We start from the raw sequence: 14,156 nt of genomic DNA, 5'->3' as shown, positions 1-14,156 counted from the left end.
CCTCCCTCTACCGGGCGCGCCTTATCGTGAGGCCTCGATCACATCCTCGACCGTGCGCAACCCGGTGCGCGGTGCCTGCACCAGCACCGCCATATTGCCCGGCTTATGCTCGTTGCGCAGCATCTTGACATGCGCTTGCGGGATCTCCTCCCACGGAAACACCTCGGACATGCAGGGATCAAGCCGCCGCTCGACCATCAGCTTGTTGGCCGCCGCCGCCTGCTTGAGATGGGCAAAGTGACTGCCCTGCAACCGCTTCTGATGCATCCACATATAGCGGACGTCAAAGGTGCAGTTGAACCCGCTCGTCCCGGCACAGATCACAACCATGCCGCCCTTTTTGCACACCAGCGATGACACCGGGAATGTCGCCTCGCCCGGATGCTCGAACACCATGTCGACGCTCACACCCTTGCCGGTGATCTCCCAGATCGCCTTGCCGAACTTGCGCGCCTCTTTCAGCCAGTCGTTGTATTCTTGCGAATTCACCTTGGGAAGCTGCCCCCAGCAATTGAAATCCTTGCGGTTGATGACGCCCTTGGCCCCCTGATCCAGCACGAATTGCCGCTTGCTCTCATCTGAAATGACGCCAATCGCGTTGGCCCCCGCCGTATTCGCCAACTGGATCGCATAAGAGCCCAGACCGCCCGACGCGCCCCAGACCAGCACGTTCTGACCGGGCTTGAGATCATGCGGCGCGTGGCCGAACAGCATCCGATAGGCCGTGGCGAGCGTCAGCGTATAGCAGGCACTCTCTTCCCATGTCAGATGCTTGGGCCGCGGCATCAATTGCTGCGCCTGCACGCGGGTGAACTGCGCGAATGATCCGTCGCCGGTCTCATAGCCCCAGATGCGCTGCGTCGGCGAGAACATTGGATCACCACCGTTGCAATCCTCGTCATCGCCGTCGTCCTGATTGCAGTGGATCACCACCTCATCGCCAACCTTCCAGCGCTTGACCTTGTCACCCACCTTCCACACGATCCCCGAGGCATCGGACCCGGCAATGTGATAGTCCTGCCCATGCACGTCAAAGGGGCTGATCGGCTGGCCCAGACCGGCCCAGACACCGTTGTAATTGACGCCCGCCGCCATCACGAGGACCAGAACCTCCTGGCTGTCGATATCCCAGACATCAACCACTTCTTTCTGAAATGATACATCCGGCTCGCCATGCCGCTCGCGGCGAATGGCCCAGGCGTACATTTGCTTGGGGACATAGCCCAAAGGTGGCATCTCACCGACCTCATAGAGGTCCTTCTCGGGGGCGTGATAGGGCGCGATGCCCGTCTTGGTATCCAGAGCCATGTTCAACCTCCTGTCTCAGCAATTGCCGCGATGCAGAATCGCGCGCGTCTGCCCCGGAATACAAACCGCGTGGTAATATTGCAATAGCATTTGGCTCAATTTTGTAATTTTATAACCGAGCGGGTGCAGAAAATCCTCTCACCCCCCGCTGCACTCGCGAAAGAGATGGTCAATCGAGGCGGCATAATAGGCCACCACAGGCCGCTCCGCCTCGGTCACCACAAAGGCGCCGTGCCGTTCCTCGATCATCCCGCGCTTGCGCAGCACCTGTATCCCAAACCGCGCGGCATAGCCCAGATCCTTGCGCGGCAGATGCACATGCGCACGCGGCACCTCTGCCAGCATCTCGGCCAGCGCCGCATCCAATCCCTCGCGCGTAAGCGGCCCCTCGGCCCGCATCAGTGCCCGCGCCACCAAGGGCACCGGCAACACCGGCACCTCGGCCCCGATCCGCGCCATCAGCGCCTGCGCCAGCCCCTCAACCCCCGCCGCCGGATGATCGCGCTCGAACTCCGCCAGCGACATCGGCGCGCCAAAACTCACCGCTGCATAGCCATGCCGATGATAGCGCCGCCGCAGACGCAACCACACCTGCCGGAGCACAAAGCCCGCCACCACGGAAATCCGCGCCGGAAACCGCCGCCCGCCCGCTTGTCCTGCGGCCACCAACAGCCGGTCCTCGAACACCCGGTCGTAATTGATCGCCACAGGCACAAAGACCACATCGCGCCCACCGGGGCGGCGCTCCTCCACCAGATATTTCAAGAGGCCCAGTTTGGGCGGCTGTAACCCGCCGCTCAGGCTCAGCCCGCCCTCGGGAAACATCGCCTGCGTCACGCCGCCATCCGTGGCCATCCCCACATAGCGCGCCAGCACCCGCCGATAGAGATCACCCCGCGATTTGCGCCTTATGAAATAGGCCCCCATCGCCTTGATCAACCGGCTCAGCGGCCAGACCCGCGCCCATTCCCCCACCGCATAGCTCAACGCCGACCGCTCCGCCGCCAGCCATGTCACCAGAACATAATCCATATTGCTGCGATGGTTCATCACGAACACCACCGTCGCCTCGCGGTCTACCGCCGCCAGCGCCGCCTCGTCAAAATGCCCGAGGCGCACGCGGTAGAGCGACCGGCTCAGCCATTTCGCCAGACGGATCGCAATGCCGAAATAGGCGGTGGCGGAAAAACTCGGGACAATCTCGCGCGCATAACGCTTGGCCTGCTCAAAGGCCACGTTCTCTGGGATGCCCTCGGCCTGCGCATGCGCCGCAATCGCGCGGCTCACCTCGGGATCATAGATCAACCGCTGGATCATGTCATAGCGCCGCGCCAGCTTGAACGGCTCAATCGGGCGCTGCAACCGCGTGTTCAGCCGCGCCACCGCCCGCTCCAACCTGCGCCGCAGAAACCACCGCACAGAGGGAAAGAGAAAATGACTGGCAAAGGTGACGGCCGCAAACCCCACCAACAACACCAACGCCCAGAGCGGCATTTCCACGGTCTGTCCCATGACCGCACCAAATCAGGGTTTGCCACTGCGGTAAATGCCCTCATGCCGCAACGCAGCGAATTGACAGCGCAACCTTCTTGCCTATACCCTGCCTCGAGACGTAACAAAATTGCGCACCCTGATTCACGAGGCCCCGTATGTCGCAGCCGCAGAAAGACAAGCCTTGGTTGATCCGCACCTATGCGGGCCATTCCACCGCCGCGAAATCCAACGCGCTCTACCGCGCCAATCTCGCCAAGGGGCAAACCGGCCTGTCCGTGGCGTTCGATCTGCCCACCCAGACCGGCTATGACAGCGACCATATCCTAGCACGCGGCGAAGTGGGCAAGGTCGGCGTGCCCATCTGCCACTTGGGCGACATGCGCACGCTCTTTGACGCAATCCCGCTCGATCAGATGAACACCTCGATGACGATCAACGCCACCGCGCCTTGGCTCTTGGCACTCTATATCGCCGTGGCCGAGGAACAGGGCGCCGATGTGACCGCCCTGCAAGGCACGGTGCAGAATGACCTCATCAAGGAATATCTCAGCCGCGGCACCTATATCTGCCCACCGGCCCCTAGCCTCAAGATGATCGGTGACGTGGCCGAATACTGCTACACCCACGTTCCCAAATGGAACCCGATGAACGTCTGTTCCTACCACTTGCAAGAGGCGGGTGCCACGCCCGAACAGGAACTGGCCTTTGCCCTTGCCACTGCCATAGCCGTGCTCGACGAACTGCGCCCCCGCGTGCCCGCCGCCGATTTCCCGGCGCTCGCGTCGCGGATTTCCTTCTTCGTCAACGCGGGCATCCGGTTCGTGACAGAGATGTGCAAGATGCGCGCCTTCGTCGATCTCTGGGATGAAATCCTCGAACAGCGCTACGGCATCGAAGACGCCAAATACCGCCGCTTCCGCTACGGCGTGCAGGTCAATTCCCTTGGCCTGACCGAACAGCAGCCGGAAAACAACGTCTACCGTATCCTGATTGAGATGCTGGCCGTGACCCTCTCGAAACGCGCCCGCGCCCGCGCGGTGCAGCTTCCGGCTTGGAACGAGGCGTTGGGCCTGCCGCGCCCGTGGGATCAGCAATGGTCGATGCGCATGCAACAGATCCTCGCCTATGAAACCGACCTTCTCGAATTCGATGATCTCTTCGATGGCAACCCCGCCGTCGATGCCAAGGTAGAGGCGCTCAAGGACGGCGCGCGCCACGAACTGGCCAATCTCGATTCCATGGGCGGCGCGGTGTCTGCCATCGCCTATATGAAATCCCGCCTTGTCGAGTCGAACGCCGACCGCCTTGGCCGGATCGAGAGGAACGAGACCATCGTCGTCGGCGTCAATCGTTGGCAAGAGGGAGAGCCCTCGCCGCTACAAACCGAGGATGGCGGCATCATGACCGTCGATCCCGCGGTCGAGGCCGAACAGACCGCCCGACTCAAGGACTGGCGCGCCACCCGCGATGAGGCCGCTGTCAAATCCACCCTTGCCGCCCTGCGCACCGCCGCCTCTGAGGGGCGCAACGTGATGGAGCCCTCCATCGCCTGCGCGCGCGCCGGTGTCACCACCGGCGAATGGGCCGCACAGATGCGCGCGGTCTTTGGCGAATATCGCGGGCCCACCGGTGTGTCTGCCAGCCCCTCGAACCGGACCGAAGGTCTGGATCATATCCGCGACGCCGTGAATGCGGTCTCGGACCGGCTTGGCCGCCGGCTCAAGTTCCTTGTCGGAAAACCGGGGCTGGATGGCCATTCCAACGGCGCCGAACAGATCGCCTTCCGCGCCCGCGACTGCGGCATGGACATCGGCTATGAGGGCATCCGCCTCACCCCGGAACAGATCGTCAATGCAGCCCTCGAGGAGCGCGCCCATGTCGTCGGCCTCTCGATCCTCTCAGGCAGCCACATGCCGCTGGTCGAGGATCTGATGGAGCGCATGCGCGCGGCTGGCCTTGGCGACGTGCCGGTGATCGTCGGCGGCATCATCCCCGAGGATGACGCCCGCCGCCTGCGCGAAATGGGCGTGGCACGGGTCTATACCCCCAAGGATTTCGAGCTGAACACCATCATGATGGATATCGTCACCTTGGTCGATCCGCAGGCCGTGGCGGCGGAATAGGCGCTCTCTGTATCCCTTGCCGAATCCTGTGCCGCGTGGCTAGGTGAAGCATGACAAATGCCCTCACCATCCGCCCGATAGAACCCGCCGATCGCCCCGCCTGGGGCGATCTCTGGCGCGCCTATCTCGATTTCTACGAAACCACCCTGCCGGATACGGTCTATGACACCACCTTTGGCCGCCTCCTCTCGCCCGATCACCCGGATCAGAACGGGCTGATCGCGCTCCTTGGTGGCCGCGCCGTGGGTCTGGTGCATTACATCTATCACGCCCATAACTGGCGCGTGGAACAGGTCTGCTACCTTCAGGATCTCTACGCCGCCCCCGAGGCGCGGGGCCTTGGCGTGGGCCGCGCCCTGATCGAGGCGGTCTATGCCCGCGCCGACACCGATGGTCGCCCGGCGGTCTACTGGATGACGCAAGAGTTCAACACCACCGCGCGCCAGCTTTACGATCGCATCGCCACTGTGACGCCGTTCATCAAATATTCCCGCTGACCCTGTCAGGGGATTGCCACGTGGGTGAGCGCGACGCCTCACCCTACAGATCTCACAAACCTGCGCATTAAAAAGGGCCGTTCCTTGCGGAAACGGCCCTCTAGAAGTCGCGGAGGTGGGCCGGTTAGGCGCACCAATTCGGTTGGCTTTCGCCTCGGGGCTGCCCTAGGCGATCATCTCCCAAACTGTTCCGACACCTCGCTCCAATCCCTCTATAGACACTGGACCACCTCCTTTCGCTTGTTGAACTTATCCACAGGTTGCCACAGATTTTGCGGTTGTCAAAACAAAATCATGTGGTCCATGCAAAAAAATCCGCAGCATGCTGATTTAATCAGCCTGCAACACCGCAACGCACTGTCCGGGCAGATCCGCCATGGTCAATTCCCGCTTGGGCACAGGCTTGGGCGCGTTGGGATCAGGCGGCGGAGGATTCAGAATATTGCGCACCCACTGTTCCGCTTCGGCACAGCCATCCCCCGGTGGTGGCGCGTCCTGTGGCACGCAGCCCCTTGTTCCGTCTGGGCAATTCAGCCTGACATGGAAATGATAGTGATGCCCGTACCACGGTCGCACCTTGCCCAACCACGCTCTGTCACCGCCTTGTTCATCCCTGCACATCTGCGCCTTGGCACCGGCAAAGATAAAAATTCGCGCTGTGCGGGGGTCTTTCGCGGCGGCTTTGACAATCTCGTGATGGGCGCGGGTCCAGCTGCTGTTGGTATAGGCGCCATTCGCCCTTTGCATTGAAATTGAAGAGATATTTTCTCGCTGAACCGCCGTCAGATTGAGATTGTCCGCCGGTCTCAGCCAAATATCGGCGTCCAGCCCCATCTGGTGACTGGCATGCCCGGTCAGCATCGGCCCGCCGCGCGGCTGGCTGATATCCCCCACATACAGGCCGCTCCACCCCGGCTGCTGCGCCGCGACGCGCGACAGCTTTTGAACCAGATCAATGGTTTCCGGGTGCCCCCAATTTCGGTTTCGGCTGAGCCGCATCGCCTGCCATGTCGGTCCTGTCTCGGGCAAGGCGACACCCCCTGCCAGACAGCCCTTGGCATAGCTGCCATAGGCTGCGGGACTGTGTTCAGACCCGCGCGCCTCAGCACCGAACAGTCGCTTGGCCTGAACCCCTTGCATCGCCGCCGGGATACTCTGGCTCGACAGGATACCGGCTGGCTCGGGTGCTGGTTTGGATGGCGTGCAGCTTGCCAACCCAAGCACAAGTGCGCTTATGACTATGATCCGACCCATGTGTCCTTGTCCCCTTCCGCCTTGACCCAGCGTAACAGAACGAGTCCAATCACGAAAAGCAAAATCACCGGTGACACGCCGATGCGCGCCGACCCGCTCAGCGTTGTCACTATCCCGATCAACGCCGGCGCCATGAACGCCGTCGCCCGCCCAGACAACCCATAAAGCCCAAAGTTTTCAGTGGGTAAGGCTGGATCTGTGTGCCGCACCATCAGCGACCGGCTGGCCGATTGCAACACCCCGCCAAAGCCGCCGATCAGCACGCCACAACCGAAAAAAATCATGTCCGGCAGCTTGGACCCCTCGGCCAGCGGTACCCCGAAAATCTGGCTCCGATCCATACCGACAACGATAGTACAGACCCCCATCAGCGCCCAGATCGCCACCTTGATCACTGGCTTGGGGCCAAACCGCCTGTCCGCCTTACCGCCAATCCAACTGAACACCGCCCCGGCAATCGCACCGATGATCCCGAACACGCCGACAGAGGTGATAGACCAGTTCAGCACCAGAATGGCATAGGTCCCGCCAAAGCCATAGAGCCCGTTGAGCGCGTCGCGGTAAAACATCGACGATCCAAGATAGGTGCTCAGACTCAGCCGGTACCGCAAGCTCTTGAGGGTCTTGAGCAATGTCGCAAGGGCATCCGACACGCCCCGGCCATGCCCCTTGGGGCCGGTGTCACGCACCCAGAGGAAATAGGGCACCATGAAAATCAAATACCACAGCGCCGTGAACGGCCCCACCGCCCGCGTGCCTTCGCGCAGCGTGGCATCCAACCCAAAGGCCGGATCAAGCCCGATCAGAGTTTTCCCGTTCGATTGCTCGACAAACAGCGCCAGAACAATCAAGAGCGACACCACCCCGCCGACATAGCCAAAGGCAAAGCCTGAACCAGACAGATCTCCGACCTCCTCCGCCGTCCCCAGGGAGGGCAGCTGCGAATTGATGAAAATGAGCGCGTATTCCGCGCCGATGAACCCGAACCCAAAGGCCATCAGCCCCCACCAGAGGTTCGATCCGTCCGGCATCGTGCCCCAGACCGCCGTGGCCCCCACGACATACATCATGGAAAACACGACAACCCACGACAACCGCCGCCCCGAGGTATCGGCAAAGGCCCCCATGATCGGCGCGCCCAGCCCGATGATCAGCCCCGTCACCGTCAGACACCACGACCACATCGCCTGAGCACGAGCATCCGCCACCTCTTCAGCAAGACCCGTTCCGATGAAATACTCGGACGCGACCGAGGCAAAATAAGGACCAAAGACAAAGGTCACGAGCAGCGTGTGATACGGCTGACTTGCCCAGTCAAAGAAATACCAGCCCCAGATCCGCTTGCGCCGCGATACGCCTGTCATGCCTCAACCCCTTTGGTTTCAAAGGGATATGACAACCGTTGCGCCGTTTGCGCAAGCTATTCCTGAGTATCCTGCATGGGCGGCCAGGGGCGTGTGGCATCCGCTGCGATCCACGCGGCGGCCCAATCGGGCAAGGCGGGCGCGCTCATGTCCTGTCCTATTTCGGCCACCACGCGATCCGGCGCGATGATCCCGTCGCGCCCCGTGATGGCGGAACGCAGCAGGATGTGATTGGCGCATTCACCCGACGCCTTCCACATGGATTGCTCGACATAGACGAATTTATCATCCCATGACAGCAACCGAGAGCGCATCTCGATCCGCTCGAACATGGTGATCCGGCGGCGATAGCGCACACTCGCCCCGGCAATCGCCAGCCCCCAGCGATTGCGTTTGAGCGCCCCGATCAGGCCCACCCGCCCTGCCAGCGGAATCCGCCCCAGATCAAAGATCGTGAGCGTGCGCCCGTTGTTCAGTTCCCGCCACAGATCAATGTCCCAAGGCATGCAATAATGCTGCGAGACATGCGTTCCCGTCAGCGGCAGACGCGGGGATTTGCGATAGAGAAACAACTGCCACATCAGGCGCAGAACGGGATACATCGGCATTCTCCTTCACTGGGCGGCTTGGCATCCTCGCCAGCAGGCGTCAACCGCGACCACGCGTCAGACTTGCGCTTTGCGATGGCGTTTAATAGGTCATAGTGGCTCAGACCCCAGAGGACGCCCACCCATGCAATCGCTTTTTCAAATCCTGATGCTCCTGCTCGATATCCTTTGGTTCTTCATCATCGCGCATGTGATCATGTCGTGGCTGATCAATTTTCAGGTCCTGAACCTGCGCCAACAGCTCGTGGCGCAAATCTGGTATGGTCTCAACCGGTTGCTGGAACCGATCTATAGCCGTGTCCGGCGCATCCTGCCGCCCATGTCCGGCATTGATCTGGCCCCGCTGGTTGTTCTGGTTGCAGTCTATGCGTTGCGGATCGTGCTGATCAACAACGCCGCTGCATTTTACTGATGTCCGGGGCTTGTTCACCGAATCTTAGTATGAAAAACTTTCTGTAAGAGCAGATAGATAAATCTTACAGGAAACCCCCATGCTAGGCGCTGTGACGCTTTTGCGCGATGTGTTCGGATTCGATGCCTTTCGTCCAGGGCAGGAAGAGATCATTCACACCGTCGCCACCGGCTGCAACACGCTGGCCATTATGCCCACGGGGGGCGGAAAATCCCTCTGTTTTCAGATCCCTGCGTTGATGCGCGAGGGTGTGACGGTCGTCATATCCCCCCTCATCGCCCTGATGCGCGATCAGGTCCGCGCTCTCAAGGCCGCAGGCGTCGAGGCGGGTGCCCTCACCTCCGGCAATACCGAGGAAGAAACTGCCGAGGTTTGGCAGGCGCTCGAGGCGGGCCGCTTGCGCCTGCTCTATATCGCCCCTGAACGGCTGGCGGCAGGATCATCGCTCGGTATGTTGCGCCGCATCGGTGTGGGCCTCATCGCCGTGGACGAGGCCCATTGCGTAAGCCAGTGGGGCCATGATTTCCGTCCCGATTATCTGCGCATCGGCGAGTTGCGCCGCGCGCTCAACGTGCCGCTCGCCGCCTTTACCGCCACCGCCGATGCCGAAACCCGCGACGAGATCGTCGAGAAACTGTTTGACGGACAGCCGCCGCAGATTTTCCTGCAAGGCTTTGACCGACCCAACATCCACATGGGTTTTGCCGCCAAGGACAATCCGCGCGCGCAGATCATGGCCTTTGCCGCCGCCCGCAAGGGGCAGTCGGGCATCGTTTATTGCGGCACCCGTGCCAAGACCGAAACCCTCGCGCGGGCGCTCTTGGACGCCGGGCATTCTGCCTGCGCCTATCACGGCGGGATGGAGCCCGAGGCCCGGCGCATCGTCGAAGGCCGCTTCAGCAGCGAGGATGGGCTGATCGTCGTGGCCACTGTCGCCTTTGGCATGGGCGTGGACAAGCCCGATATCCGCTGGGTCGCGCATGCCGACCTGCCCAAATCCATCGAAGGCTATTATCAGGAAATCGGCCGCGCCGGGCGCGATGGCGCGCCCGCAGAGACCCTCACGCTGTTTGGCCCCGATGACATCCGCCTGCGCCGCTCGCAGATCGACGAAGGCTTGGCCCCGCCAGACCGGCGCATGGCCGATCACGGGCGGCTCAACGCCCTTCTGGGTCTGGCCGAGGCCTTGGAATGCCGCCGCGCCACGCTCTTGCGCTATTTCGGAGAGAGTGCCACGCCCTGCGGCAATTGCGATCTCTGCGACACCCCACCCGAAACCTTTGACGGCACCGAGGCCGTGCGCAAGGCGCTCTCGGCGATCCTGCGCACCGGCGAGAGCTTTGGCGCGGGCCATCTGATCGACATTCTCACGGGCACCGCCACCGACAAAATACGCCAACGCGGACATGAGGCGCTCCCCACCTTTGGCGTCGGGCGCGATATGGACAAACGCGGCTGGCAGGGCGTGTTTCGCCAGATGATGGGGCGCGACCTGATCCGCCCGGATCGCGAACGCCATGGCGCGCTGGTGATGACCGAAACCGCCCGCCCGATCTTGCGCGGCGAAGACAGCGTCACCCTGCGCCGCGACACAATCGACCACACCCCGCGCCCCGCCGTGCGCGCCCTTGTGTCAGACGAAGACGCACCACTCCTCTCGGCACTCAAGGCCAAACGCCGTGCGCTGGCAGAGGCCGCCAGCGTCCCCGCCTATATCGTGTTCAATGATCGGACGTTGATCGAGATGGCCGAAACCCGGCCTGAAACCCTCGATCAAATGGCCCGGATCAGCGGCGTCGGCGCGAAGAAACTAGAGCGTTATGGCGCGGACTTCCTCGAAGTGATCACCGGGGCGGCCGATCCCGTGCATCCCACGCGCCGCAAACTCGCCGGCAGCACCGCAGGCGAGGTTTACGACCGGCTGATGCAGGCTCAGGCCGATCTGAGCCGAGGCGAGACCGGCATAGACCGCCCCCTCAGTTGCTCTGCGTCATTGGTCGCCAAAGTCGCCAGCCAGAAACCCCGCACCCCTCAGGAAATGCAGCGCTTGCTTGGCGAAAAATATGCCGACCGTTTTGGTGCTGCCTTTCTGGACGTTCTGCACGCCGCGTCCTAGATCACGCAAAGCGCTGCACAAAGGATCATTGAATGCTCGTCGTCGTCTCGCCCGCCAAAAAACTGGATATGGCCCCGGTCGAGGGGATCACGCCCACCCGCCCCATATTCACCCAAGAGGCCAAAGAACTGGCGCAGGTGGCACAGGGGCTTAAAGTGGGCGACCTGCAAAAGCTGATGCATATCAGCGAAAACCTTGCCCGCCTCAACGTCGACCGCTTTGCCAATTTCGGGCAGATGGAAGAGAAGCCCGCCGCCCTCGCCTTTGCAGGCGACACTTATCAGGGGCTCGAGGCCGGGTCGCTCGATCCAGAGGAAATGGCCTGGGCGCAGGATCATTTCCGCATTCTGTCCGGGCTCTACGGTGTTCTGCGCCCGCTTGACGCGATAGAGCCGTATCGTCTTGAAATGGGCAGCCGGTTGAAGACCGCGCGTGGCAAAACGCTCTATGACTATTGGGGCGCGCAGATTTCCGAGGCTCTGAATACACAGGCCCAAACGCTTGGCACCGACACGCTCATCAACTGTGCCAGTCAGGAATACTTCGGTGCGGTGAATCGCGCTGCGCTGACCCTGCGGGTCGTCACGCCGGTCTTCATGGAGTTCAAGGCAGGCACGCCAAAGATCGTCAGCTTTTACGCCAAACGTGCGCGCGGGGCGATGGCGCGGCTCATCATCCAGCACCGCCTGACGGATCCCGACGCGATCCTTGACTTCGACAGCGGCGGCTATCGCCATGACGCCAGCCTGTCAAAACCCGATCAGCCGGTATTCCTGCGCGATCAACCGACCGCCTGAACCGGCTCAACCGCCCCCTCGGGCGCGCGTACGCCTTTGGGGCAAGCAGCAATGATGTGAGCAAGGATCATCTCTTTGCGCAGCGGCTTGGTCATATAGTGATCCAACCCGGCTGCGAGAATTTCCGCGTCATCCCCGGTCATCGCATGGGCGGTCATCGCCACAATGGGCACATGCTGCCCACTCTGCGCCTCAATCCCGCGAATGGCGCGCGTGGCCTCCTTGCCATCCATTTCGGGCATGGAAATGTCCATGAAAACCACGTCCGGCACGAGCGCGCGATACAGCTCCACCGCCTCACGCCCATTCTCGGCAAAGCTCAACTCGATATCCAACCCCCTGACCATCTTGGAAAACACAAGGCGGTTCGTCCTGTTGTCCTCAGCCGCCAACACCCGCATGGGTCGTGCTTGCACAGGGTCTGATGGCATCAACGCGGCCAACACGCCAAACAGATCCCGCCGCGCCACCGGCTTTTGCAGCACCGCCTGCACATGCACGCGAGCCGGGTCTTGCTCCGCATAGCCGGTGTTGTGGCTCAGCAGGAGAAACGGCATGCCATGCCCTGCCTCGCGCAGCGCCTCGGCCAGCTCCAGCCCGTCCATCCCGACCATGTTGTGATCACACACCACCAGATCAAAACCCGCCCCCACCTGCGCCAAGGCCTCTGCCGCGTTCTGGCAACTGACCCCCGCGATGCCCAACTGCGCCAACTGCCGCTCCAGAATGGCACGGCTTGTCGCTTGCGGCTCGACGATCAGCGCCCTGAACTGGCCGTTGGTCAGATTGGGCATATCCGCCTCGCCAATCTCCGCCACTGGCAAAGACACCGAGAAGCCGAATGTCGACCCCTTACCCGGCTCAGAGTCGACCCAGATTGTGCCGCCCATCAGCCGGATCAGCTTTTGCGAGATGGCAAGGCCAAGGCCGGTCCCCTCGAACTTGCGGTTGCGCTCGTCATCGACCTGATTGAACTCGCCAAAGATATGGTCGATCTTATCCGGCGGAATCCCGATGCCGGTATCCTCGACCGTGACATGCACGCGCGCCCGCCCCTCGGCATCGGGATGAACGCCCGTCACCCGCACCAGAACATGGCCCGATTCCGTGAACTTCACCGCATTGCCCAACAGATTTGTCATGATTTGCCGGATACGTCCCGGATCACCCACGAACCGCGTGGGGAGAAACAGATCGTAATCCACCAGCAACTCTAGCCCCTTATCGCGGGCATTGACCTGCATCAGCGTTACCAGTTCGTGAATACACCGCTCCAGATCAAAGGGCTCGACGTGCAACACCAGCTTTTCGGCCTCGATCTTGGAGTAATCCAGCACATCATTGATGATCACCAAGAGCGCCTCACCGGAATTCTTGATGGTCGACGCAAAGAGCCGCTGCTCTTCCGTCAGATCGGTCTCCATCAACAGTTCTGCCATGCCCACAACCCCGTTCATCGGCGTGCGGATTTCATGGCTCATATTGGCAAGGAACGAGGATTTCGCGCGATTGGCCGCCTCGGCCCGGCGACGCGCCTCGGTTAATTCTTTCTCATGGCGGATCGTGTCGGTGATATTGAGCGCCAGACTGACCAGATCACCGCTATTCCCGCGCTGATCTATCAGCTTGATGTATTGCCCGTTCCAAAGCCGGATCACCTCTGGTTCGGGCTGCGCGCTCTGCCAACGATCCAGCATCTTCTCGCGCCATTCATGCGGCTTGAGCTCCCCGATATTGACGATCCCCTCTTCGGTGATGAATTGGAGGATTTCGATGTAACTCACGCCGGGCTTGACCGCCTCCAGCCCGTCGAACACCGCGAGATAGGCATTGTTGGCGGCAATCATCCGGCTATCAGCATCGAAGAACGCAAACCCATCCTGAATCGTCTCGATCGAATGCCAGAGCCGACGTTCGGCAATCTCGACCTTTTGATAGGCGTCGTTCAGATCGGATTTGACGCGCTGGTTCTCGTCGCGGACGGTCTGTACCTCGGCCCGCGTCTCATGAATCTCATGCGAGAGGGCAAGCGCATGCTTACCCAGCTTGCGATTGGCGGCCTGCAATTCGGCCTGTTTCTGTTCCAGCAGGCGTTCAGCGGCCAGTCTGGCGCGCCGTTCTTCTGCCAACTTATTCGCGAGGCTCATGCCCGTGCTCCGACATGCCGGATCGTGATCGTCCCA

General features: G+C 61.6%; 10 protein-coding genes and 1 pseudogene. 5 read left to right on the top strand and 6 right to left on the bottom strand.

The window, feature by feature from the left end; translation table 11 throughout:
• Positions 1 to 21: 21 nt before the first annotated feature.
• Both ccrA and ACSSVY_RS13410 read right to left on the bottom strand, forming a co-directional pair.
• The gene (ccrA, locus tag ACSSVY_RS13415; protein WP_454270088.1) at positions 22 to 1,308 is read right to left on the bottom strand and encodes a crotonyl-CoA carboxylase/reductase; all 1,287 of its coding nucleotides are present in this window, start codon (positions 1,306 to 1,308) and stop codon (positions 22 to 24) included.
• Positions 1,309 to 1,446: 138 nt separating this feature from the next.
• Positions 1,447 to 2,820, bottom strand: coding sequence for a 1-acyl-sn-glycerol-3-phosphate acyltransferase (locus tag ACSSVY_RS13410; RefSeq protein WP_454270087.1), 1,374 nt, complete (start codon positions 2,818 to 2,820; stop codon positions 1,447 to 1,449).
• Positions 2,821 to 2,954: 134 nt separating this feature from the next.
• Here ACSSVY_RS13410 and ACSSVY_RS13405 point away from each other — a divergent pair.
• Together ACSSVY_RS13405 and ACSSVY_RS13400 are read left to right on the top strand one after the other, a co-directional pair.
• Positions 2,955 to 4,925: pseudogene (locus ACSSVY_RS13405) on the top strand (methylmalonyl-CoA mutase family protein); the annotation flags it as partial.
• 50 nt (positions 4,926 to 4,975) lie between these two features.
• Positions 4,976 to 5,422 carry an N-acetyltransferase family protein gene (locus tag ACSSVY_RS13400; RefSeq protein ID WP_454270086.1) on the top strand — a complete coding sequence of 149 codons (447 nt, stop codon included), beginning with the start codon at positions 4,976 to 4,978 and terminating at the stop codon, positions 5,420 to 5,422.
• A 330-nt stretch (positions 5,423 to 5,752) separates the two neighbouring features.
• Here ACSSVY_RS13400 and mepA read toward each other — a convergent pair whose 3' ends face one another.
• From mepA to ACSSVY_RS13385, 3 genes are read right to left on the bottom strand one after another with little or no spacing between them, the layout of a single operon-like run.
• Complete coding sequence (gene mepA / locus ACSSVY_RS13395) at positions 5,753 to 6,676, bottom strand: penicillin-insensitive murein endopeptidase (RefSeq protein WP_454270085.1); 924 nt, start codon at positions 6,674 to 6,676, stop codon at positions 5,753 to 5,755.
• Complete coding sequence (locus ACSSVY_RS13390) at positions 6,661 to 8,040, bottom strand: MFS transporter (protein WP_454270084.1); 1,380 nt, start codon at positions 8,038 to 8,040, stop codon at positions 6,661 to 6,663. The genes mepA and ACSSVY_RS13390 overlap by 16 nt, the downstream gene beginning before the upstream one ends.
• 56 nt (positions 8,041 to 8,096) lie before the next feature.
• Positions 8,097 to 8,642, bottom strand: coding sequence for an acyl-CoA thioesterase (locus ACSSVY_RS13385; protein ID WP_454270083.1), 546 nt, complete (start codon positions 8,640 to 8,642; stop codon positions 8,097 to 8,099).
• 130 nt (positions 8,643 to 8,772) lie between these two features.
• On the opposite strand from ACSSVY_RS13385, the gene ACSSVY_RS13380 reads away from it, so the two are divergent.
• The 3 genes from ACSSVY_RS13380 (at position 8,773) to yaaA (ending at position 11,973) form a co-directional block, all read left to right on the top strand.
• On the top strand, positions 8,773 to 9,060 hold the full coding sequence (locus tag ACSSVY_RS13380; protein ID WP_454270082.1) for a YggT family protein: 288 nt from the start codon (positions 8,773 to 8,775) through the stop codon (positions 9,058 to 9,060).
• 79 nt (positions 9,061 to 9,139) lie between these two features.
• Positions 9,140 to 11,176, top strand: a complete 2,037-nt coding sequence (gene recQ / locus ACSSVY_RS13375; RefSeq protein WP_454270081.1) for a DNA helicase RecQ — start codon at positions 9,140 to 9,142, stop codon at positions 11,174 to 11,176.
• Positions 11,177 to 11,208: 32 nt separating this feature from the next.
• Positions 11,209 to 11,973, top strand: a complete 765-nt coding sequence (gene yaaA, locus ACSSVY_RS13370) for a peroxide stress protein YaaA (RefSeq protein WP_454270080.1) — start codon at positions 11,209 to 11,211, stop codon at positions 11,971 to 11,973.
• On the opposite strand, the gene ACSSVY_RS13365 is transcribed toward yaaA, so the two are convergent.
• Positions 11,958 to 14,120 (bottom strand): response regulator, encoded by a 2,163-nt coding sequence (locus tag ACSSVY_RS13365; RefSeq protein WP_454270079.1) that lies wholly within the window; start codon positions 14,118 to 14,120, stop codon positions 11,958 to 11,960. The two genes, yaaA and ACSSVY_RS13365, sit on opposite strands and share 16 nt — an antisense overlap.
• Positions 14,121 to 14,156 lie beyond the last annotated feature (36 nt).

The organism is Roseovarius sp. MBR-51 (assembly GCF_053628575.1).
This window is presented reverse-complemented; position numbering and strand designations above follow the sequence as displayed.